The sequence below is a fragment of the Streptomyces sp. NPDC001606 genome, from assembly GCF_053596835.1.
The window spans coordinates 1-19,295 of the sequence record NZ_JBSFHC010000007.1 but is presented as its reverse complement, the minus strand read 5'-3'; the positions used below and the strand labels follow the sequence as shown (position 1 = coordinate 19,295).

The following is a 19,295-nucleotide window of genomic DNA, read 5'->3' as shown; positions in this document are numbered from 1 at the left end:
CACTGGTCTGGCGCCAATCGTGGCATATCCGATCTGTCCCCCACGAGGGCGCACGGGCGGGCGTCAGCGCCTGCCGGTGAGGTAGGCGGAGACGACCACGTTCGCCGTGTAGGCGTGGCTGGTGCGGTCGTAGCTGCCGCCGCAGGTGATCAGGCGGAGTTCGGCGCGGCCGGGCTTGCGGGGGCCGTAGGCGGTGTGCGCGTCGAAGCCGGTGCGCGGCAGGACGCGGACGTCCTCGACGGTGAACTCGGCGACCCTGCCGTCCGCCCGCACCACCCAGACCGCGTCACCGGGGGTGACGGTGCTGAGCCGGTAGAAGACGGCGGGGCGGGTGCGGGTGTCGACATGGCCGACGAGCAGCGCGGGGCCCGGGGCGCCGGGTCCGGGGCCGGCGCCGTACCAGCCGACGACGCCGGCCTGGTCGTACGGCGGTGGGTCGATGGCGCCCCGGGCGTCCAGGCCGCGGGGCACCACGGGCGCCTGGACGCCGAGCCGGGGGATGTCGAGGCGCTGGGGCGGCGCGTCGGGCAGCGGTGCGGCGGCGGGCGGCAGCCGGGCGGGGTCGGCGGGGTGTCCGAGGGTGAGCACATCGCCGGTGGCGGGGCCGTCCGGCGGCCGGCGCTGGGGTACGCCGGTCACCTCGCGGCCCCAGAGCCAGAGCCCGAGCAGCAGGACGGCCCAGGTGAGGACGGTGAGGAGCCGGCCGGTGCCGGTGGTGCGGGCGGCGCGGTCCTCGGTCATGGGGCGGCCGGCACGGTCAGTGGCTGCGGCGGCCGCGTCGGGCGCGCAGGCCCACGGCGAGTGCGGCACCGCCGGCGAGCGCGACGCCGGTCACCGCCTGCCCGGTGCCGGGGCCGGAGGCGCTGGTGGCCACGGTGGCGAAGTGCGCGGTGCCCCCGCCGCCCGCGGGGACCGGGGCGACCGGGGAGGCGGGCGGCCGGGACGCCCCGGACCGGGCGGCGGCCCGGTCCAGAACGCGGATGTGTCCGGTGAGGACGCGGTCGGCGCAGGCCACCTTCACGTCGTACGAGCCCGGCTGCGCGGTGGAGCCGACCCGGGTGTCCCCGGTCAGCGCGGACGGGCCGCCGGTCAGCCGGGCGTCGCTGACGAAGGCGGGCGAGGCCGCGGTGGCCTGCCGCCCGGTGCAGCCGCTGACGCGCAGGGTCACCTCTGCGCCCGGTGCCGGGTCGGCGGGCGTCACCGTGACCGGGTCGCCGTCCGCCGCGTGGGCCGGGGGGCCGAGCGCGGCCGCCCCCACCAGGAGACCGGTACAGAGAGTGAGGCGAATTGAGCCCATCGTGAACCTCCAGACACCAGGAGGTTCCCCCCGGCGGGGCGTCCCCGCATCCTCGGGGCGCCCCGGTTGCTCCGTCCGGGTGAAGCCGAAAGGGCGGTGCGGCCTCAGACCAGGTCGACCAGGTCCGCGATGGAGTCGACGACCTGGGAGGGACGGAAGGGGTAGCGGTCGACGTCGGCCGGCTGGGTGACGCCGGTCAGCACCAGGAAGGTGCGCATCCCGGCCTCCAGGCCCGCGAGGACGTCGGTGTCCATGCGGTCGCCGATCATCGCGGAGGCCTCCGAGTGGGCGCCGATGGCGTTGAGCCCGGCCCGCATCATCAGCGGGTTGGGCTTGCCGACGAAGTACGGCTTCTTGCCGGTCGCGGCGGTGATCAGCGCGGCGACCGAGCCGGTGGCGGGCAGGTCGCCCTCGGTGGACGGGCCCACGTTGTCCGGGTTGGTGGCGATGAACCGGGCGCCGGCGTTGATGAGCCGTACGGCCTTGGTGAGGGCCTCGAAGGAGTAGGTGCGGGTCTCGCCGAGGATCACGAAGTCGGGGTCGTGGTCGGTGAGGATGTAGCCGATGTCGTGCAGCGCGGTGGTGAGGCCGGCCTCGCCGATGACATAGGCGCTGCCGCCGGGCCGCTGGTCGTTCAGGAACTGGGCGGTGGCCAGCGCCGAGGTCCAGATGTTGTCCACCGGCACGTCCAGCCCCATGCGCCGCAGCCGGGCGTGCAGGTCGCGGGCGGTGTAGATGGAGTTGTTGGTGAGCACCAGGAAGGGCCGGCCGGACTCACGCAGCTTCTTCAGGAAGGCGTCGGCGCCGGGAATCGGCACGCCCTCGTGGATGAGGACGCCGTCCATGTCGGTGAGCCACGACTCGATGGGCTTGCGGTCTGCCATGCTGTGCGTCTCCTGGCGTACGACGGTCGAGAAAGGCTGGGGCGCCGGAACCACGGCGTACCGACGCCACCAGCCTAATCAGAGCGGCCTGATCTTGACCCCTGCCGGGCGAAGATCGTCCCGGTGCCCGGCTCAGCGCGCTCCGGCGAGCAGCGCGGGCAGGCCGGCGACGGAGTCGAGGACATGGGTCGCGCCGGCGGCCCGGAACTCCGCGTCCCCGTGGGCGCCGGTACGCACCCCGGCGACCAGGCCCGCGCCCGCCCGTACGCCGCTGAGCACGTCGTACGAGGTGTCCCCGACGACGGCGACCTGCCGCACGTCCTCGGCGGCCTTGGTGCGCAGGAACGCCTCCAGGACCATGTCCGGGTACGGCCGCCCGCGCCCGCCGGCGTCGGCCGGGCACAGGGTGAGCGGGACGAGGTCCCGCCAGCCGAGGGCGTCGAGGAGGGCGTCCTGGGTGACCCGGGCGAAACCGGTGGTCAGGACCACGGTACGGCCGTCGGCGGCCAGCTCCTCGATGGTCTCGCGGGCCCCCGGCACCGGGGCGATCAGACCGCCGGCGACCAGGTCGCCGTACGCCTTCTCGAAGGCGGTGTTGGCGCGCCGGGCGCGGTCCTCGTCGCCGAACAGGTGCCGGAAGACGGAGATCTTGGACTCGCCCATGGTGGCGCGGACGTAGGAGAGGTGCTCGGTGTGCTCGGCCGAGCCGGGCTCGACGCCGAGTTCGGCGGCGGCCGCGGCGAAGGCCCGCTCGACCAGGCCGCCGTCGGCGACGGTCGTGCCGGCCATGTCGAGGACGACGAGTCGGATGTCGGTCATGGGGTCGCTCACCAGCCCAGTTCGTTCGCGGTGGTCTCGGCTATCGCGGGGGCGCAGGTCATGCCGCGCCCGCCGGGCCCGGTGACCAGCCACACCCCGTCGCGCACCTGCTGCCGGTGCACGATCCGGCCGGGTTCGGTGCACTGCGCGTACACGCCGGCCCAGCGGCGGCGGATGCGGGGCAGCGGGCGGCCGAGGAGGGATTCCACGACGCCGGTGAGGTGCTCGTAGGGCTCCTCGACGGTGTCGAAGGCGAAGGGGTGCTCGTACTCGTGGGTGTCGCCGATGGTCAGTCCGCCGTCGGCGCGCTGCACCATCAGCAGCTGCATCCGGTGGGCCGCGGCGGTCTCCGGCTGCGGCTGCCCGACGTTCAGCCGGTCCAGGGCCGGGGAGGCGTAGGCGGGGTAGTAGCGGAAGCTGTCGGCGTCGGCGACGGAGGTCGGCAGCGGCTCGCCCAGCGGGTCGGTCTGCATCATCTGGAGGCGCACCCGGCGCACGGGGAGGTCCGGTCCGGCGAGTTCGCGGACGAGTCCGCCGAGCCAGGCGCCGGTGCACAGCACGACCGCGTCGGCGCGGTGCACGTCCCCGTGGTCGTCCCGGACGGTCCCGGCGCCGACCACCTCGCGCACCTCACGGCCCGGCAGGAAGGTGTAGTCGGGGGACTTCAGCAGCGCGGCGCGGAGGGCCAGCTGGGCGGTGCGCGGTTCGACGGCCGCGTCCCGCTCGCAGTACAGGGCGGCGGTGAAGTCGCCGCGCAGGGCCGGGTTGAGGGCGCGGGCCTCGCTCGGGAGCAGGAGCTTGTAGCCACGGGCGGCGGCGTCCGCGCGGGCGACGGCGGCCTCGGCGACGGCCAGCTCCAGGGGGCCGCGGACGGGGGTCAGGGAGCCGTTCGCCCGGAAGCCCAGGGCCGGTACCCGGGCGCCGATCCCCTCCCACAGCTCCCGCGCCCGCAGCGCGGTCTCCAGCTCCTCTCCGCCGGCCCGGCCGCTGACCCAGATCTGCCCGAAGTTGCGCAGCGAGGCGCCGCGCGCCTCGGTCTCGCGCTCGATCTGGACGACCTGGTGGCCGCGCCGTATCGCGTGCCAGGCGTGCATGGTGCCCACCACGCCTGCTCCGACGACTGTCACTCTCACGGCGGCAACGCTCCTCGCGCTCGGGGAACCGGCGACATCCGGCTGTCCACGAGCGTGGACCCACCCATCCCCTTTGGGCTAGACCCGTTATCTCTTTGTGATATTACGGTAGGGGTCGATATCCGGATTTCTCAGTCCTTGTCTCTCAGCCCTTGAGGTGCGTGCTGAAGGAGAACCGGTCGCCCCGGTACAGCGACCGCACGCGCTCCAGGGGCCGGCCCTCGGTGTCCCGGGAGACGCGGTGGATCAGCAGCATCGGAAGGGCGGGCGGGGTGCCGATGAGCAGGGCCTCGCGGGGGGTGGCCAGCACGGTCTCGATCCGCTCGTCGGCGTCCCCGAAGGCGATGCCCTGGGCGGCGAGATAGCCGTAGAAGGAGGAGTCCGGGTCGAAGTCCGCGTCCAGGCGGGGCACCCGCCCGACCGCGACATAGGTGCTCTCCAGGCCGACCCGCTCGTCGTCGGCGAGGAGCACCCGCTCCAGGTGCCAGACCGGCTCGCCCCGCGTCAGCCCGGTCTCGGCGGCGAGGGCGGCCGGGCACGGGAAGCGGTCGAGGGAGACGAGCGCACGGCCGGGGGTACGGCCCTGCCGGCGCACCCCTTCGGTGTAGCTGGCGAGGGACAGCGGCTGGGCCAGCTTGGGTCCGGCGACGACCGTGCCCCGGCCGCGCCGGCGCAGCCGCCCCTCCAGCACCAGCTCCCGTACCGCCTGCCGCACGGTCTCCCGGGCCACGTCGTACCGCTCGGCGAGGTCCCGCTCGGTCGGGATGGCGCCGCCCTCCCCCAGCTCCTCCAGCAGCGCCTCGATGCGTGCCTTGACCGCGTAGTACTTGGGGATGCGCCCGTGCTCGGGGATGCCGGAGCGGACGGGGGCGCCGGGGGCCTGGTCGTTCGGGTAGTCCACGCAGGGATCGTCGCAGACCGGCGGGGCGGCTTCGGATCAGGGGCGTCTGCGGGCGAACAGGAAGGCGGCGGCGCCGAGGGCGAGAAGGGTGGCGGTGGCTGCGAGCAGGACGGCGGCGCGGCCGGGTCCGGTCCCGGCCAGCTCACGGCCCCGGTGCCCGGCGTCCTCCACGTCACCGGCGGCTTCCTCCGCGTCACCGGCGGCTTCCTCCGCGTCGTCCGCGACCTCCTCAGCCTCCTCGGCGGCGGGCGGGGAGGAGGCCGGGGGCGCGGTGCCGGAGGTCGCCCCGGGGGACGGGGACGGTTCCCCGGTGACGGACGGCCGGGGACCCGGCGTGCCCGTGGGCTCCGGCGTCTCCTCGTCGCCGTCGATGCGGAAGTGGTAGGCGTTGGACTCGCCGACCCAGTCCCCGTCCCGGCCCAGGTGCTGGACGACGGCGGCGTTGGCGGTGACGCCGTCCGCCGCGGCGTCGGAGGCGAGCGCGAGTCTGACCCTGACGCTGACGGTCCTGCCGGGCGGCACGGTGAAGCCGTCGAACCCGGCGCCGTCGAGCACCCCGACCAGCTCCTGCTCGTCGGTGCCGTGCAGGGGGACCAGGTGGGTCCGCTTGCCGTCGTCGAAGTCCAGCTCGGCCTGGTCCGGGCGGAGGGTGCGGTGGTCGTCCACGAGGACGACGACCGGGTGGATCCGGGTGCAAGTGCGGTGGGTGGTGTTGGTGAGGTCGATGTACCAGGTGCCGTATCCGCCGCCGGGGTCGTACGCGTCCGGGCCGCCGCGGATCCGGGTGGCGAGCGGGAAGTTCCGGGCGTCGGCGGCGGCGCAGGGGGCGGTGTCGTCGGCGGCGCGGGAGGGCGTGGCGACGGCCAGGGGGGCGACGGTGGTCGCGGCTGCGGCGACGCAGAGGGACAGGGACGTACACAGTCGCATGAACACATGACCATGCCGGGCGGGGCGGGAGGGCGAGGGGCGCCACTCCGGGGCCACTCGCCAGGTCCGCCCGATCAGAGGACCGGGACCTACGGATCCGCCCCCCTCACGCTGGACCGGCCCAACCGGAGTCCCCTACGCCTCCCCCCACCCGAACAGCGGCGCCAGCAGCAGCTGAGCCGCTCCCTCCGCGACCCCTCGTTCGCCTCGCGGAGCGACCCGTACCGGGCCCGCGCGGACCCCCTCCCGGCGGGCTCGCGCGTCCAGCACCTCCCCGACCCCCCGGACATACACCTCGGGCGCCGCCGTGACCGTGCGTCCGCCGAGCAGGACCAGGTCGATGTCCAGCAGCCCCACCAGGTTCGCGGCCGCCACGCCCAGCACCCGGGCCGCCTCCGCCGGGTCCCCGCGCCGTACCGCCGCCAGGCACAGCGCCTCCACGCAGCCCCGGTTCCCGCACTCGCACGGCGGCCCGTCCAGCTGGATCACCTGGTGGCCGAACTCCCCGGCGCCGGTCCGCGCCCCCCGGTGCAGCTGCCCGCCGATCACCAGACCGGCGCCGAGCCCGGTGCCCAGATGGAGGTAGGCGAAGGAGCCGCCCAGGCCGCCGACCGCCACGCCCAGCGCCGCCGCGTTCGTGTCCTTGTCCACCACCACCGGCACCCCCAGCCGCTCCGCCAGCGCGTCCCGCAGCGGAAAGCCCGCCCACTCCGGGAAGCCGGTGACCCGGTGCAGCACGCCCCGGGTGTGGTCCAGCGGACCGGGCAGCGCGACGCCCACCCCCAGCAGCGACCGCGCCCCGGCCGGTCCCGCCGCGCCGGGCCCCAGCTCCTCCTCGACCACCCGGCGCACCGCTCGGGCGACCTCGCCGAGCACGACCTCCGCCCCGGCGCCCAGATCCAGCGCGTCGCGGTGTTCGCCGACCACGGCGCCGTCCAGGTCGGCCAGCACCACCCGCAGCTCGTCCCGGTCCAGGTGCACCCCGACCGCATGCCCGGCCTCCGGCACCAGCCGCAGCACGGTCCGCGGCTTGCCCCCGGTCGAGGCCCGTCGCCCGGCGTCCGTCGCCAGCCCGTCCTCCCGCAGCCGAGCGGTGATCTTGCTGACGGCCTGCGGGGTCAGCCCGGTGCGCTCGGCCAGTTCCAGCCGGCTGATGCCCTGCGCCCCGGCCGCCCGCAGCAGCCCCAGCACCAGGGCGGCGTTGTGCGAGCGCACCGCCCCGAGATTCGCCCCCGTCGGCCCACCGCGTCCCGTGCTCCTGTTCACCCCGACATTGTCCCCTCCGCTTGCACTTTGGAAACAGCGTTGCGAAAGTGGGGCGCATGACAGGACACACGACAGGACAGCTCCGCGTCGGCCTGATCGGCTACGGCCTCGCCGGCTCCGTCTTCCACGCCCCGCTGATCGCCGCCACCGCGGGCCTCACCCTGGACACCGTGGTCACCTCCAGCCCCGAGCGGCAGCAGCAGGCGCGGGCCGAGTTCCCGGACGTGACGCTCGCCGCCGGCGCCGACGAGGTGTTCGACCGCGCCGCCGAGCTGGACCTGGTCGTCATCGCCTCGCCGAACAAGACGCACGTCCCGCTCGCCACCGCCGCCCTCGAGGCCGGCCTGCCGGTGGTCGTGGACAAGCCCGTCGCCGGTACGGCGGCCGAGGCGCGCGCGCTCGCCGCCCTCGCCGAGGAACGCGGCCTGCTCCTGTCCGTCTTCCAGAACCGCCGCTGGGACGGCGACTTCCTGACCCTGCGCAGGCTGGTCTCCCAGGGCGACCTGGGCGACGTCCAGCGCTTCGAGTCCCGCTTCGAGCGCTGGCGCCCGCAGCCCAAGGGCGGCTGGCGCGAGTCCGGCGACCCGGCCGAGATCGGCGGCCTGCTCTACGACCTCGGCAGCCATGTCGTCGACCAGGCACTGGTCCTCTTCGGCCCGGCCGCCGAGGTGTACGCCGAGACGGACGTCCGCCGCCCCGGCGCCGAGACCGACGACGACACCTTCATCGCGCTCACCCACGCGTCCGGCGTCCGCTCCCACCTCTATGTCTCCGCCACGACCGCCCAGCTCGGGCCCCGCTTCCGGGTACTCGGCTCGCGCGCGGGCTTCGTGAAGTACGGCCTCGACCCGCAGGAGGGCGCGCTGCGCGAGGGCCTGCGCCCCGGCCCCCGGTGGGGCGCCGAGCCCGAGTCGCTGTGGGGCCGGATCGGCGCCGGCGAGTCCCCGCTGACCGGCGGCGGCACCGCCGTACCGACCGAGGCGGGCGACTACCCGGCCTACTACGCGGCCGTCGCCGACGCCCTGACCGGCGCCGGCCCCAATCCGGTGACCGCCCTGGAGGCGGCCGCCACCCTGGACGTACTGGAAGCGGCCCGCAGGTCCGCCGAAGAGAAGGCGACGGTGACCCTCTGATGCACCACCCGCAGATCACCCCGCGTGCCACACCTGAACTGACGCCCAGCGTGGCGGAGTTGGAGGCGCAGGAACGGCGTCTGGTCTTCCGCCGGTTCACCGAGGACGACGCCTGGGCGCTCGGTTCGCTCCTGGTCGAGCTGGCCCGCGAGCGGCAGGCCCCGGTCGCCGTCGACATCCACCGCGCGGGGCAGCAGCTATTCCACGCCGCACTGCCGGGTGCCACCGCGGACAACGACGCCTGGATCGCCCGCAAGCGCCGGGTGGTGGAGCGCTACGGCGCCTCCTCCTACCTGGTCGGCGCCCGCTTCCGGGCCAAGGGCACCACCTTCGAGGACTCCTCCCGGCTCGACCCCGGCCGCTACGCGGCCCACGGCGGCTCGTTCCCGATCCGCGTCGAACACGTCGGCGTCATCGGCGCGGTGACGGTCTCCGGTCTCCCCCAACTCCAGGACCACCGCTTCGTGGTGGAGGCGCTGGAGCAGTTCCTGGCGGACTGACGGCCGGGAATGATCCCGGTGGCCCTCCGGTTGGCATGAGCTGTCACGGCCACCGCAGACAGTACGGACGGCATCGCGCCGCCACCGACCGGAGGGACCCGACCGATGAGCGACACCCCAGGCCAGCTGAAGGACACGGTAGGCCCGTACGGCATCTGGAGCGCCGGTCTGCGCTCGGAGGACCCGGAGCTGCGCGGCGCACTCGCCGACAGCGCCGCCGAACTGGAACAGCTCGGCTTCGGCGCCGTCTGGCTCGGCAGCAGCCCCGCCGCCCGGCACGCCGTACCGCTGCTGGAGGCGACCTCGACTCTCGTGGTCGGCACCAGCATCCAGAGCATCTGGCAGTACGACGCCGCCGCCAGCGCGGCGTCCTTCGCGGAGCTGGAGGCCGCGCACCCCGGCCGGTTCGTGCTCGGCCTCGGCGTGAGCCATGCCAAGCTCGCCGACCAGTACCGCCGCCCGTACTCCGCGATGGCCGGCTACCTCGACGCCCTGGACGCGGCCGGGGTGCCCGCCGGGCGCCGGGTGCTGGCCGCCCTCGGCCCGAAGATCCTGGAGCTGTCCCGGGACCGGGCGGCGGGCGCGGTGCCGTACCTGGTCACCGCCGAACACACCGCCCGGGCGCGGGAGATCCTCGGCGCGGACGCGCTGCTCGCGCCCGAGCTGAAGGTGGTCCTGGAGGCCGACCCGGAGCGGGCCCGCACCCTGGCCCGCGGCGCCCTCGCGATCTATCTCTCGCTGCCCAACTACACCAACAACTTCCTGCGGCTCGGCTTCACCGAGGAGGACCTGGCGGACGGCGGCAGCGACCGGCTGGTCGACGCGGTCTTCGCCTGGGGCGACGACAGCCGGGTACGGGAGCGCATCGACGCCTTCCGGCAGGCGGGCGCGGACCACATCGCCCTCCAGGTGGTGACGGAGGACGGCCCGACGGCCCTGCCGCGGGCGGAGTGGCGCAGGCTCGCCGACCTTCTGAAGTGAGAAGCGGGGGCGGGGTCCGGCTCAGGCGTCCTTCAGTTCCTGCCGCTGCCGGCCCAGCCCCTCGATCTCCAGCTCGACCACGTCGCCGGCGCGCAGGAACGGCTTGGGCTCGGGCTGTCCCATGGCCACCCCGGCCGGCGTGCCGGTGTTGATGACGTCACCGGGGTAGAGGGTCATGAACCGGCTGACGTACCGCACGACCTCGCCCACCGGGAAGATCTGCTCGGCCGTCGTGCCGTCCTGCTTCAGCTCGCCGTTGACCCACAGCCTCAGCGGCAGCCGCTGCGGGTCGGGCACCTCGTCGGCCGTGACCAGCCAGGGGCCCAGCGGGTTGAACGTCTCGCAGTTCTTGCCCTTGTCCCAGGTCCCGCCCCGCTCGATCTGGTACTCGCGCTCGGAGACGTCGTGGGCGACCGCGTACCCGGCGACATGCGCGAGCGCCTCCTCGGCCGACTCCAGGTAGCGGGCCGTACGCCCGATGACGACGGCCAGCTCCACCTCCCAGTCGGTCTTGGCGGAGCCGCGCGGCACGAGCACGGTGTCGTTCGGGCCGACGACCGTGTCCGGCGCCTTCATGAAGACGACCGGCTCGGCGGGCGCCTCGGCGCCGGTCTCGCGGGCGTGGTCGTGGTAGTTGAGCCCGATGCACACGATCTTCCCGATCCGGCCGAGCGGCGGTCCGATGCGCAGCCCGGACGGGTCCAGCTCGGGCAGCTCGCCGGAGTCGGCCGCCGCGCGGATCCGGTCGAGCGCGGCGGCGTCGGCGAGGAGCGTGCCGTCGATGTCGTCCACGAGCGCCGAGAGGTCCCGCAGGGTTCCCCCGGCGTCGAGCAGCGCGGGGCGCTCGGCCCCTGCCGTACCGACGCGCAGCAGCTTCATGGTCACAATCTCCCTCGATCGCGGGCGCCCGTCCGACGGGTGCAGCCATCGAAGGGACTGGCTGATCCTCCAATTCGGCTGTCCAGTCCGCAAGACCCTGTTCACGTACTGGACCGTAACCGCGGCTCCTACCGGTACAGCGCGGCCCGCTCCAGGGCGCTCCAGGTGGTGGAGGTGACGACGTACAGCGCGGCCGCGAGCGGTACGACGGCCACGGTGACGAGGGTGAAGAAGGACATGAAGGGCGCGGCCTTGGTGAGCGCGCCGAGCCCGGGGACCTGTTCGCCGGTCCCGGTGGCCGCCGGGACCGGGTTCTGGGCCATGGTCCGCTTGGTGCGCCGGTAGGTGAAGGCGGCGACGGCCGCGACGAGCACGAACAGCGCGAGGTAGACGAGCCCGGCCGGGCCGAGGAGGCCGCCGTCGGCGAGCGCGTCGGCCCACCGCCCGCCGAGCGGGGCCGCGAACAGCCGGTGGGCGAGCAGCGCGTTGCCGGCGCCGCCGATCTCGGCGCTGGAGAAGAGGTGGTAGAGGAGGAAGAAGGCGGGGAGCTGGAGCAGGCTGGGCAGACAGCCGGACAGCGGCGAGACCTTTTCCTCGGTGTGCAGCTCCAGCACCGCCCGCTGGAGCCGCTGCGGGTCCCGGGCGTGCTTCTTGCGCAGCTCGGCGATGCGCGGCTGGAGTGCGGCGCGGGCGCGCTGGCCACGGGCGGCGGCCCGGGACAGGGGGTGGACGAGGAGTCGTACGAGGGCGGTGAACACCACGATCGCCACCGCGGCCGCGGAGCCGTGGAACAGCGGCCGGAGCAGGTCGGCGAGGTGCTCGACCAGCTGGGCGAAGAGGGAGAAGAGGTCGGAGAAGACGGACATGGGTGAGCCCTCCGGGGGTCTCGTCGTGCCGGAGGCATCCGGAGATGTACGGATGCGCGGGAAGAGCGCGGAATGCGCTCGGCGGCAGGACGACCCGCGCGGGGTCACGTGCAGGAAAGGGAGAGGACGTGCCCTACGCGGCGGTCGCCGGCAGGACGCGTCCGGGCGCCCGGGGCCGTCGCCGGCCGGGTGCGTCGGGGTCGCGTTGCGGCAGGAAGGCGGTACGCCGGGCCCGGTCGCGGATGGCCGTACGCACCCGATGGGGCGGTACGGCGGGCACGCACCGCGCGGCGATCAGCGCGCAGGCGGCGAACGCGGAACCGGCCGCGGCGGTCGCGGCGAGCGCCACGGTGGTGAAGAGGGAGCCGGTGTCGAGCAGCACGACCGGCAGCAGCAGAAGCAGCAGGGAAAGGAGCAGCGGGGCGAGCGCACGCGACCGCGCGAGACTGCGGATCATCTGGCTACCCTCCCCCGCTCACGACCTCAACGGCCTCTGTCCTGCCCTCTTTTATACCTGACCGGCTGTCATGCCCGACGGGCGGAGGCGGACAATGGGAGGGTGAAGACTTCCTCACTCGTCCTCGCCTACGACGGGGACTGCGGCTTCTGCCAGGCGTCCGTCGACCGGATCCGGGCCCTCGCCCGGCCGGCGATCGACGCGGTGCCGTGGCAGTTCCTGCCCGAGGAGACCACCGCGCCCCATCTGCGGCGCCTGGAGACGGAGGTGCTGCTGCTGGACGGCGGCATGGTCGTCGCGGGCGGCGCCGACGCGCTCGCCCGGTTCGCGGCCTCCTCCCCGGCGCGTGCGCCCCGCGCTGTGGCGGCCCTCGTCGTGGCGCCGGGGGTGCGCGCCCTGTCCCGGGCGGTGTACCGCCAGGTGGCCCGGCACCGCCACCGGCTGCCCGGCTCCACCCCGGCCTGCGCCGTGCCCCCGCGGCACGCCTGACCCGCCCCTGTCCGAGAGACACCGGCACCGCACAGAAGCCGGTGGCCAGGGGACCACCCACCCGAGAGGACCGGCCCTGCCTCCCATACCCACCTGCGTCCTGAGCGACTCGGCCCCCGCCCGGCTGAGCGACGGCCACGCGACGGACCGGTTCGTCGAGATCGGCTCCTTCACCAAGGTGCTCACCGGCACCGCCCTCGTCCGCATGGCCGCCGCGGGCCTGCTCGGCCTGGACGACCCCGTCGAGCGCTGGCTCCCGGCCACCCCCGGCACCGGCATCACCCTGCGGCAGCTCGCCGACCACACCTCGGGGCTGCCCCGGCTGCCGCCCGGCACCAGGGGCCGCGACCCGTACGCCGCCTTCGACCGGGCCGCCCTGCACCGGCTGCTCGACCGGCTGGACCGGGTCGCGGTGCGGCAGCCGGGGCAGCAGGAGGAGTACTCCAACCTGGGGTACGCCGTCCTCGGCGCGGCGCTCGCGGGCGCGGCCGGCACCTCGTACGAGGAGCTGGTCGACGAGCATGTGCTGCGCCCGCTCGACGTCCACGAGGTGAGCGCGCGGCCCGACCCGGCGCGGCGGCTGCTCGCGCCCGGCTTCCTGGGCCGGCCCCGACGGCCGTGGACCATGGACGGGGCGATCCTGCCGGCGGGCGGTCTGTGGGCCACTCCGCGGGCGGTCGCCGACCTGCTGGTCCGGCTGGTCGTCGAGCGCCGGCTGGGCGAGCCCGCCCCGACCTGGGCCACGGCGGGCCCGATCCACTGGCACAACGGCGCGACCCGGCACGCCTCGCTCTTCGCCGGAGCCGTGCAGGACGGCCGCTGGGCGGTGGTCCACCGGCTGAACGGCGACCCGGAGGGGACGGACCAGGCGGGCGTCGACGTGCTGCGGGGCGAGTGAGCCGGACCGGTCGGGCGGCGTCCGTCTCCAGCGGCTCGGGCGGCATCCGTCTCCAGCGGCTCCAGCAGCCACCTGGGCTCAGCGCGGGCGCACGGACACCAGCTTGCCCCACACCACCATCCGGTACCGCGAGGTGAACTCGGGGGTGCAGGTGGTCAGGGTGATGTAGGAGCCGGGCTCGTCGTACCCGTAGCCGGGCCGGACCAGGGAGCGCGGGACGGGCCGGACCACCCCCGAGTCCCGGGCCGAGGTCCGCGGCAGGATCCGGTCGACGTCGTAGGTGTACGTCGCCGTGGCCGTCTCCACCTCGACGGCGTCCCCGCGCCGCAGCCGGGGCAGGTACCGGAACGGCTCGCCGTGCGTGTTCCGGTGCCCGGCGAGCGCGAAGTTCCCTGACTGACCGGGCTGTTGGGTGCCGCGGTAGTGGCCGACGTACCCCTTGTCGAGGACGTCCGCCTTGCTCACCCCCTCGGCGACGGGCACCCGGAGCCCGAGCCGGGGGATGGTCAGCACGGCGTACGCCTGGGACGGCCGGGGCGGGGCGGCGGCGGGGCGGTACGAGCGGTGCGGGGCGGGGGCGGTGGCACCGGCCGTGGGCGCGGGCGTGGACGTCGTACCCGATCCGTCCCGCGGTCCGCCACCCGATCCGCCGGCGGAACCCTCGCCGGAACTCCCGCCGGAGGCGTCCTGCCCCCACTGCCGCTCCAGGGCCTGCACGGTCCGCTCGGCGCCGCGCCGGGCCTCCCGGTTGGTCCACCACACCTGGTGCACGACCAGCAGCAGAAGCACCACCCCGACGGTGACGAGCGCCTCGCCGCCGCCCCACAGCACCCGCCGGCGCCGAGCCCGCCGACGCCGGTCGCCGTGCCGTACGACCCGTACCCGCGCCATGCCGCCTCCCCCACCGAACGGCCGGAAGTCGCCCGCACGATAGACGCGGGCGCTTCAACCGGCCAGAGCCGCACCGGGACCAGGGCTTTCTCCAGCCGTTTTCACAAGCACCGGAGAAAGGGGTGTCAGACCTCTCGACATCCCCACCCGTCACCCCCGATGCTTCGTGCTGCCGGAGCCGCACGGAGAGGCAGACGACCCATGATCCGACGCAGAACGCTGCTGGCCGCCGCGGGCGGTGGCCTCCTCGGCAGCGCCCTGGCCACGGGCACCGCCCGCGCGGACGCGACGATTTCCGTCAACCCGTCCGCGACCTACGGCACCTGGGAGGGCTGGGGCACCTCCCTGGCCTGGTGGGCGAACGTCTTCGGCACCCGGGACGACTTCGCCGACATCTTCTTCACCACCAAGACCACGACGTACAACGGCACTTCACTCCCCGGTCTCGGCCTGAACATCGCCCGCTACAACCTGGGCGCGTGCAGCTGGAACAGCGTGAACGGCGCGACGATGACGGCCTCGCCCAACATCCCCGCCTTCAAGCAGATCGAGGGCTACTGGCAGGACTGGACGAACGAGGACCCGGCCTCCTCGGCCTGGAAGTGGACGGCGGACGCGAGCCAGCGGGCGATGCTGGTGAAGGCGACCCAGCGCGGCGCGATCTCCGAGCTGTTCGCCAACTCCCCGATGTGGTGGATGTGTTCCAACCACAACCCCTCCGGCGCCGCCGACGGCGGCAACAACCTCCAGTCCTGGAACTACCGCCAGCACGCCTCCCACCTGGCCGCGGTCGCCCTGCACGCGAAGCAGAACTGGGGCGTGGACTTCGCCACGGTGGAGGCCTTCAACGAGCCCTCGTCCTCCTGGTGGACGGCGACCGGCACCCAGGAGGGCTGCCACATCGACTCCACCGTGCAGGCGGCCGTACTGCCGTATCTCCGCAGCGAGCTGGACAAGCGCGGCCTGACGGGCACCAGGATCTCCGCCTCCGACGAGACCAACTACGACCTGGCCCGCACCACCTGGGGCTCCTTCTCCGCCACCACGAAGGGCTATGTCGACCGGGTCAACGTGCACGGCTACCAGGGCTCCGGCGGCCGCCGCGACCTGCTCTACACGGACGTCGTCACGACGGCCGGCAAGGCCCTGTGGAACTCGGAGACCGGCGACGGCGACGCCACCGGCCTGACCACGGCCAGCAACCTCCTCTACGACTTCCGCTGGCTGCACCCCACCGCCTGGGTCTACTGGCAGGTGATGGACCCGAGCGCCGGCTGGGCCACGATCGCGTACGACGCCTCGACCCTCCAGCCGGGCGCGGTCCAGACGAAGTACTACGTACTGGCCCAGTTCACCCGCCATATCCGCCCCGGGATGACGATCCTCGACACCGGGGTGAGCTATGCCGTGGCCGCCCTGGACCGGGCGGCGAAGCGCCTGGTGATCGTGGCGGCGAACACGTCGGCCTCGGCCCAGACCCTGACCTTCGACCTCTCCCGCTTCTCCGCGGTGACCGGCGGCTCGGGCGGGCTCGTCCCACGCTGGAACACGGTCACGACGGGCGGCGACCGCTACACGGCCCACTCGGACATCCGGTTGTCCGGCAGGACGGTGTCGGTCCCCTTCGCCGCGAAGTCGGTGCAGACGCTCCAGATCGACGGGGTCACGGTGTGAGGGCCGAGCAGGTCACCGTGTCAGGGCCGAGGGCAGCGGAAGGGCGTCCTGGTAGCCGTTCAGCGGGCGGGGCACCTTCGTGACCGTGCGGGCGTCGAGGGCGACCTCCGCGGACCTGGTGCCGAGCGTGCCGCCGGGGTGCCAGGTCCCGGTGACCGACACCCAGGTGTTGGCGGGCAGCGCGGGTCCGCCGTAGATCCGCACCTTCACGGACTGGGCGTCGGCGGCGCAGCAGCTGATGATGATCCGCGTCAGATCCCAGCTGTGGTCGTCGTGCGGGGTGACGATCCCGGTCATCAGCACGGTGCGCCCCTCGATCGCCCGCCCGCGGTCCTGCTGCACCCGGCCGGTGAAGTCGGACAGGGTGATGGGCAGCGGCGAGGTCGCGGGCAACGGCTCGAACGACCGCCGCTCGGCGACGGCCTTGGCCGGCTGCCGGGAGGCGGTGTAGGCGCCGAGGGCGGGCGGGGCGTAGACGAGGAGGCTGAGCGCGGGGAGGAGGAGCAGCCAGGCGACGCGGGGCAGACCGGAGTGATCGTGCCCGTGCGACGCTTCCCCTCGGTCGGCGCGGGGACGGTCGAGGAGCAGGCTCGCGACCCCGAGGAGGAGCAGGACGGCCCCGGAGGCGATGAGCAGGGGCCGCATGCTCTCCTTCACATACCGCAGGCAGAGGTCGGTGAGGAGGGAGATGTGCAGCAGCCCGGCCCCGCAGAGCAGCAGCAGCCCCGCCTGGAGAACCCCTCGCCACGACGGTCTCCGGATCCGCCTCACAGCACCACTCCCCCGATCAGCGCGCTGCACGCGATGGCGACGACGACGGTGGCGGCGGAGAACCGTACGGCGAAGGCCCGCCCGAAGGTGCCCGCCTGAAGGGCGATGAGCTTGAGGTCGACCATGGGCCCCACCACCATGAACACCAGCCGCGCCACCGCCGGGAACCCGGTCAGCGAGGCGGCGAGAAAGGCGTCGGCCTCGGAACACACCGCGAGCAGCACGGCGAGCCCGGCCAGGAAGAGCACCGACAGCCAGGTGGACCCGGCGAAGGTGTCGAGCACGGAGCGCGGCACGGCGACGTTGAAGGTGGCCGCGGCCATGGCCCCGAGCACCAGGTAGCCGCCCGCGTGCAGGAAGTCGTGCTGGAACCCGGCCCGGAACTCGTCCCACCGGCTGCGCCCCTCCGTGTGCCCGGCGTGCCGCACGGCCGGCCGCAGCCACTCGGCCCGCCCGAACCGCAGCCAGAGCCAGCCCATCGCGACGGCGGTGGCGAGAGAGGCGAGCAGCCGGGCCAGCACCATGCCGGGCTGCCCGGGAAAGGCGACGGCGGTGGCCGTGAGCACCACGGGATTGACGGCCGGCGCGGACAGCAGGAAGGCGAAGGCGGCCGCGGGCGTGACCCCGCGCCCGATGAGACTGCTCGCGACCGGCACGGAGGCGCACTCGCACCCCGGCAGGACCACGCCCGCGACCCCGGCCACCGGTACAGCGAGAAAGGGCCGCCGGGGAAGGAAGCGCCGGAAGACCCGCTCGGGCACGAACGCGTTGATCGCACCGGACAGCGCGGTCCCCAGCAGCAGGAAGGGCAGGGCCTGCACGGTGACGGCGAGACACACGGTCCGCCAGGCCTGCACGGCCGGGGCGTCGCCCCAGCGCCCGACGAGAAAGAGAAGGGTCCCGGGCACGACGGCGGCCCCGAGCAGCAGCAACCCCCAGTGCCGAGGCAGCTCTGCTTCTGTCTCTGCTTCTATGTCTGTTTCTATGTCTGCTTCTATGTCTGCTTCGACCGGAGCCACCCCACCCGTCCTCTGCATGCCGACTCCGCGTGTTAGACGTCGGCTCCGAAGATAGCGGCCTGCCCCGTACGCTCCCCCACGCGCCTCACTTTTGTCACCGGCCGGCAGTACGGTGTCCCTCATGCGCCCCGACACGCCTGCCGAGAACGTCGACCACACCGCCGAGGCGGCACGCCTGGAGCGGACCGCCGCCCTGTACCCCGAGGACGCCGAGACCCTGATCCTGCGGGCCGCGGCCCACCTGGAACTCTCCGGCGACCGCCCCGCCGCCACCGCGCTCTACGACCGCCTGCTGTCGACCCCGGACGCCCTGGACAACCCGGCACTGGTGCGAGCCCTGAAGGCCTCGAACCTCTGGGAGTACGGCCATGAGGCGGAGGCCCGGGCGATCATCGAGGGCATCCGCACCGCGGCGCCCCGGGACCCGGCCCCCTGGGTGATCGTGGCGGAGGCCCTGGAGTCGCACGACGAGCTGGACGCGGCGGAGCAGACCTTCACCGAGGCGACGACCCTCCTCCTCTCGCCCGAGGAACCCCCGCCGCCGGCGGCTCACCCCCTCCTCTACGGCCGCCACCGCGTCCGCCGTATGCGCGGCCTCCCGCACGACGACTGGGACACCCTGGCCGACAGCCTCCACACCTCCCCGGTCACCCTGGACGAACTCCACGACCCGAAACGCGTGTGGTCCCTGGGCTCCGACAACCCGGCGGAGCTGGAGGCGGAGATCTCCCGCCTGCGCGCGGAACTGGGCGCCTACCGAGCGGCCCTCTCCCGCCCCTTCCCGGTGGCGGTCCTGCACTGGCCGGCCCCCGAACTGGCCGAGCTGCTGTCGGCGTACCCGGCCCTGACCTCGGAATACCCCTCCCACGAGGCCCACCTGTCGGCCATAGAGTCCTCCCTGCGCGAACTGGCCTCCTCCGGCACCCCCAACCTGGGCATCGTCACGGGCACGGTCCCCTCCTACGAAGCCTTCGCCGCAGCAGAAGCCACCACCCCGGAAGACCCCGCCCTCCTCCCCCAATACGCCACCACCCTCGCCTCCCGCGGCCGAGCAACGGCTTGGCCGCCGGGGAGGGGGGAGGGTTGCTGGTGCGGCACGGAGCTGTCGTATGAGCGGTGCCACGGGGTGTAGCGGCCAGCCAAGACAGTCCGCCCGGGCCGGCCGTGCCTCCGGCTACCCTCTCCTGTGTGTCCGAAGTTCCCGCGTGGGAAGCGCCAGAGGGATCCTGGGCTTCGTCCGCAGCACGCCGTCGCAACATGCAAGCGATCCGCAGTCGCGACACAAAGCCAGAGCGGCTGATCCGACGGCTGGTCCATGCGCAGGGACTGCGCTATCGCGTGGCTGCCCGGCCACTGCCCGATCTTCGCCGGACGGCAGACATGGTCTTCCGTCCGGCGAAGGTAGCCGTATTCATTGAGCCTTTTCAGAGTGGCCACCGATCGGGTGACGCCGGTGAGGTCGAGGTGAGGGCCGCAACGCACAAAGCTCCCGTGCCGTTGGGGGAGGTGT

The 19,295-nt window shown here is 74.0% G+C and carries 21 protein-coding genes and 1 pseudogene; 8 read left to right on the top strand and 14 right to left on the bottom strand.

The window, feature by feature from the left end; translation table 11 throughout:
• Nucleotides 1–63: 63 nt before the first annotated feature.
• The 8 genes from ACWCV9_RS15360 to ACWCV9_RS15325 all read right to left on the bottom strand — a co-directional run bounded on the left by ACWCV9_RS15360 (nucleotide 64) and on the right by ACWCV9_RS15325 (nucleotide 7,227).
• The gene (locus tag ACWCV9_RS15360; RefSeq protein ID WP_450786950.1) at nucleotides 64–741 is read right to left on the bottom strand and encodes a class F sortase; all 678 of its coding nucleotides are present in this window, start codon (nucleotides 739–741) and stop codon (nucleotides 64–66) included.
• Nucleotides 742–757: 16 nt separating this feature from the next.
• Nucleotides 758–1,297: a hypothetical protein gene (locus ACWCV9_RS15355; RefSeq protein WP_450786948.1), complete on the bottom strand. Its 540-nt coding sequence runs from the start codon at nucleotides 1,295–1,297 to the stop codon at nucleotides 758–760.
• A gap of 104 nt (nucleotides 1,298–1,401) precedes the next feature.
• Nucleotides 1,402–2,181: an HAD-IIA family hydrolase gene (locus tag ACWCV9_RS15350; RefSeq protein WP_385843697.1), complete on the bottom strand. Its 780-nt coding sequence runs from the start codon at nucleotides 2,179–2,181 to the stop codon at nucleotides 1,402–1,404.
• 132 nt (nucleotides 2,182–2,313) lie between these two features.
• Entirely contained in the window at nucleotides 2,314–3,000 is a 687-nt protein-coding gene (locus tag ACWCV9_RS15345; RefSeq protein WP_450786946.1) for a phosphonatase-like hydrolase, read from the bottom strand.
• 8 nt (nucleotides 3,001–3,008) lie between these two features.
• Complete coding sequence (locus tag ACWCV9_RS15340; RefSeq protein WP_450787358.1) at nucleotides 3,009–4,094, bottom strand: TIGR03364 family FAD-dependent oxidoreductase; 1,086 nt, start codon at nucleotides 4,092–4,094, stop codon at nucleotides 3,009–3,011.
• Between the two features lie 184 nt (nucleotides 4,095–4,278).
• Nucleotides 4,279–5,034 (bottom strand): GntR family transcriptional regulator, encoded by a 756-nt coding sequence (locus ACWCV9_RS15335; protein ID WP_450786944.1) that lies wholly within the window; start codon nucleotides 5,032–5,034, stop codon nucleotides 4,279–4,281.
• Between the two features lie 36 nt (nucleotides 5,035–5,070).
• Nucleotides 5,071–5,961, bottom strand: a complete 891-nt coding sequence (locus ACWCV9_RS15330; RefSeq protein WP_450786942.1) for a hypothetical protein — start codon at nucleotides 5,959–5,961, stop codon at nucleotides 5,071–5,073.
• A gap of 135 nt (nucleotides 5,962–6,096) precedes the next feature.
• On the bottom strand, nucleotides 6,097–7,227 hold the full coding sequence (locus tag ACWCV9_RS15325) for an ROK family transcriptional regulator (RefSeq protein ID WP_450786940.1): 1,131 nt from the start codon (nucleotides 7,225–7,227) through the stop codon (nucleotides 6,097–6,099).
• A gap of 56 nt (nucleotides 7,228–7,283) precedes the next feature.
• Here ACWCV9_RS15325 and ACWCV9_RS15320 point away from each other — a divergent pair, with 56 nt between their 5' ends.
• The 3 genes from ACWCV9_RS15320 (at nucleotide 7,284) to ACWCV9_RS15310 (ending at nucleotide 9,841) form a co-directional block, all read left to right on the top strand.
• Entirely contained in the window at nucleotides 7,284–8,360 is a 1,077-nt protein-coding gene (locus ACWCV9_RS15320; RefSeq protein ID WP_450786938.1) for a Gfo/Idh/MocA family oxidoreductase, read from the top strand.
• Nucleotides 8,360–8,860 (top strand): heme-degrading domain-containing protein, encoded by a 501-nt coding sequence (locus ACWCV9_RS15315; RefSeq protein WP_450786936.1) that lies wholly within the window; start codon nucleotides 8,360–8,362, stop codon nucleotides 8,858–8,860. The genes ACWCV9_RS15320 and ACWCV9_RS15315 overlap by 1 nt, the downstream gene beginning before the upstream one ends.
• 105 nt (nucleotides 8,861–8,965) lie before the next feature.
• Nucleotides 8,966–9,841, top strand: a complete 876-nt coding sequence (locus tag ACWCV9_RS15310) for an LLM class F420-dependent oxidoreductase (protein WP_450786934.1) — start codon at nucleotides 8,966–8,968, stop codon at nucleotides 9,839–9,841.
• A gap of 21 nt (nucleotides 9,842–9,862) precedes the next feature.
• Here the strand turns inward: ACWCV9_RS15310 and ACWCV9_RS15305 are convergent, their stop codons facing one another.
• The 3 genes from ACWCV9_RS15305 to ACWCV9_RS15295 all read right to left on the bottom strand — a co-directional run bounded on the left by ACWCV9_RS15305 (nucleotide 9,863) and on the right by ACWCV9_RS15295 (nucleotide 12,043).
• Nucleotides 9,863–10,720, bottom strand: a complete 858-nt coding sequence (locus tag ACWCV9_RS15305) for a fumarylacetoacetate hydrolase family protein (protein WP_450786932.1) — start codon at nucleotides 10,718–10,720, stop codon at nucleotides 9,863–9,865.
• 128 nt (nucleotides 10,721–10,848) lie between these two features.
• A complete protein-coding gene (locus tag ACWCV9_RS15300) occupies nucleotides 10,849–11,586 on the bottom strand; it encodes a YidC/Oxa1 family membrane protein insertase (protein ID WP_450786930.1) in 738 nt (245 codons plus the stop codon).
• A gap of 133 nt (nucleotides 11,587–11,719) precedes the next feature.
• Nucleotides 11,720–12,043: a DUF6412 domain-containing protein gene (locus ACWCV9_RS15295; protein ID WP_450786928.1), complete on the bottom strand. Its 324-nt coding sequence runs from the start codon at nucleotides 12,041–12,043 to the stop codon at nucleotides 11,720–11,722.
• A gap of 102 nt (nucleotides 12,044–12,145) precedes the next feature.
• On the opposite strand from ACWCV9_RS15295, the gene ACWCV9_RS15290 reads away from it, so the two are divergent.
• On the top strand, nucleotides 12,146–12,532 hold the full coding sequence (locus tag ACWCV9_RS15290; protein ID WP_450786926.1) for a thiol-disulfide oxidoreductase DCC family protein: 387 nt from the start codon (nucleotides 12,146–12,148) through the stop codon (nucleotides 12,530–12,532).
• Nucleotides 12,533–12,608: 76 nt separating this feature from the next.
• A complete protein-coding gene (locus ACWCV9_RS15285; protein WP_450787356.1) occupies nucleotides 12,609–13,430 on the top strand; it encodes a serine hydrolase domain-containing protein in 822 nt (273 codons plus the stop codon).
• 78 nt (nucleotides 13,431–13,508) lie between these two features.
• Here ACWCV9_RS15285 and ACWCV9_RS15280 read toward each other — a convergent pair whose 3' ends face one another.
• The gene (locus ACWCV9_RS15280; protein ID WP_450786924.1) at nucleotides 13,509–14,321 is read right to left on the bottom strand and encodes a class E sortase; all 813 of its coding nucleotides are present in this window, start codon (nucleotides 14,319–14,321) and stop codon (nucleotides 13,509–13,511) included.
• 201 nt (nucleotides 14,322–14,522) lie between these two features.
• On the opposite strand from ACWCV9_RS15280, the gene ACWCV9_RS15275 reads away from it, so the two are divergent.
• A complete protein-coding gene (locus ACWCV9_RS15275) occupies nucleotides 14,523–15,995 on the top strand; it encodes a beta-1,6-galactanase (protein WP_450786922.1) in 1,473 nt (490 codons plus the stop codon).
• A 12-nt stretch (nucleotides 15,996–16,007) separates the two neighbouring features.
• Here ACWCV9_RS15275 and ACWCV9_RS15270 read toward each other — a convergent pair whose 3' ends face one another.
• Both ACWCV9_RS15270 and ACWCV9_RS15265 read right to left on the bottom strand, forming a co-directional pair.
• A complete protein-coding gene (locus ACWCV9_RS15270) occupies nucleotides 16,008–16,757 on the bottom strand; it encodes a TIGR03943 family putative permease subunit (RefSeq protein WP_450787354.1) in 750 nt (249 codons plus the stop codon).
• A 5-nt stretch (nucleotides 16,758–16,762) separates the two neighbouring features.
• On the bottom strand, nucleotides 16,763–17,803 hold the full coding sequence (locus tag ACWCV9_RS15265) for a permease (RefSeq protein ID WP_450786920.1): 1,041 nt from the start codon (nucleotides 17,801–17,803) through the stop codon (nucleotides 16,763–16,765).
• Nucleotides 17,804–17,906: 103 nt separating this feature from the next.
• Between ACWCV9_RS15265 and ACWCV9_RS15260 the strand changes: the two genes are divergently transcribed.
• Complete coding sequence (locus tag ACWCV9_RS15260) at nucleotides 17,907–18,917, top strand: hypothetical protein (protein ID WP_450786918.1); 1,011 nt, start codon at nucleotides 17,907–17,909, stop codon at nucleotides 18,915–18,917.
• Nucleotides 18,918–18,973: 56 nt separating this feature from the next.
• Nucleotides 18,974–19,204 (top strand): annotated as a pseudogene (locus ACWCV9_RS15255) (very short patch repair endonuclease); the annotation flags it as partial.
• Between the last annotated feature and the right edge of the window lie 91 nt (nucleotides 19,205–19,295).

Coding starts and splice junctions, on each gene's coding strand:
- ACWCV9_RS15275 (WP_450786922.1), top strand. CDS start 14,523: ATGATCCGACGCAGAACGCTGCTGGCCGCCGCGGGCGGTGGCCTCCTC.
- ACWCV9_RS15320 (WP_450786938.1), top strand. CDS start 7,284: ATGACAGGACACACGACAGGACAGCTCCGCGTCGGCCTGATCGGCTAC.
- ACWCV9_RS15300 (WP_450786930.1), bottom strand. CDS start 11,586: ATGTCCGTCTTCTCCGACCTCTTCTCCCTCTTCGCCCAGCTGGTCGAG.
- ACWCV9_RS15340 (WP_450787358.1), bottom strand. CDS start 4,094: ATGCACGCCTGGCACGCGATACGGCGCGGCCACCAGGTCGTCCAGATC.
- ACWCV9_RS15310 (WP_450786934.1), top strand. CDS start 8,966: ATGAGCGACACCCCAGGCCAGCTGAAGGACACGGTAGGCCCGTACGGC.
- ACWCV9_RS15280 (WP_450786924.1), bottom strand. CDS start 14,321: ATGGCGCGGGTACGGGTCGTACGGCACGGCGACCGGCGTCGGCGGGCT.
- ACWCV9_RS15315 (WP_450786936.1), top strand. CDS start 8,360: ATGCACCACCCGCAGATCACCCCGCGTGCCACACCTGAACTGACGCCC.
- ACWCV9_RS15295 (WP_450786928.1), bottom strand. CDS start 12,043: ATGATCCGCAGTCTCGCGCGGTCGCGTGCGCTCGCCCCGCTGCTCCTT.
- ACWCV9_RS15350 (WP_385843697.1), bottom strand. CDS start 2,181: ATGGCAGACCGCAAGCCCATCGAGTCGTGGCTCACCGACATGGACGGC.
- ACWCV9_RS15265 (WP_450786920.1), bottom strand. CDS start 17,803: ATGCAGAGGACGGGTGGGGTGGCTCCGGTCGAAGCAGACATAGAAGCA.
- ACWCV9_RS15355 (WP_450786948.1), bottom strand. CDS start 1,297: ATGGGCTCAATTCGCCTCACTCTCTGTACCGGTCTCCTGGTGGGGGCG.
- ACWCV9_RS15345 (WP_450786946.1), bottom strand. CDS start 3,000: ATGACCGACATCCGACTCGTCGTCCTCGACATGGCCGGCACGACCGTC.
- ACWCV9_RS15305 (WP_450786932.1), bottom strand. CDS start 10,720: ATGAAGCTGCTGCGCGTCGGTACGGCAGGGGCCGAGCGCCCCGCGCTG.
- ACWCV9_RS15260 (WP_450786918.1), top strand. CDS start 17,907: ATGCGCCCCGACACGCCTGCCGAGAACGTCGACCACACCGCCGAGGCG.
- ACWCV9_RS15330 (WP_450786942.1), bottom strand. CDS start 5,961: ATGCGACTGTGTACGTCCCTGTCCCTCTGCGTCGCCGCAGCCGCGACC.
- ACWCV9_RS15360 (WP_450786950.1), bottom strand. CDS start 741: ATGACCGAGGACCGCGCCGCCCGCACCACCGGCACCGGCCGGCTCCTC.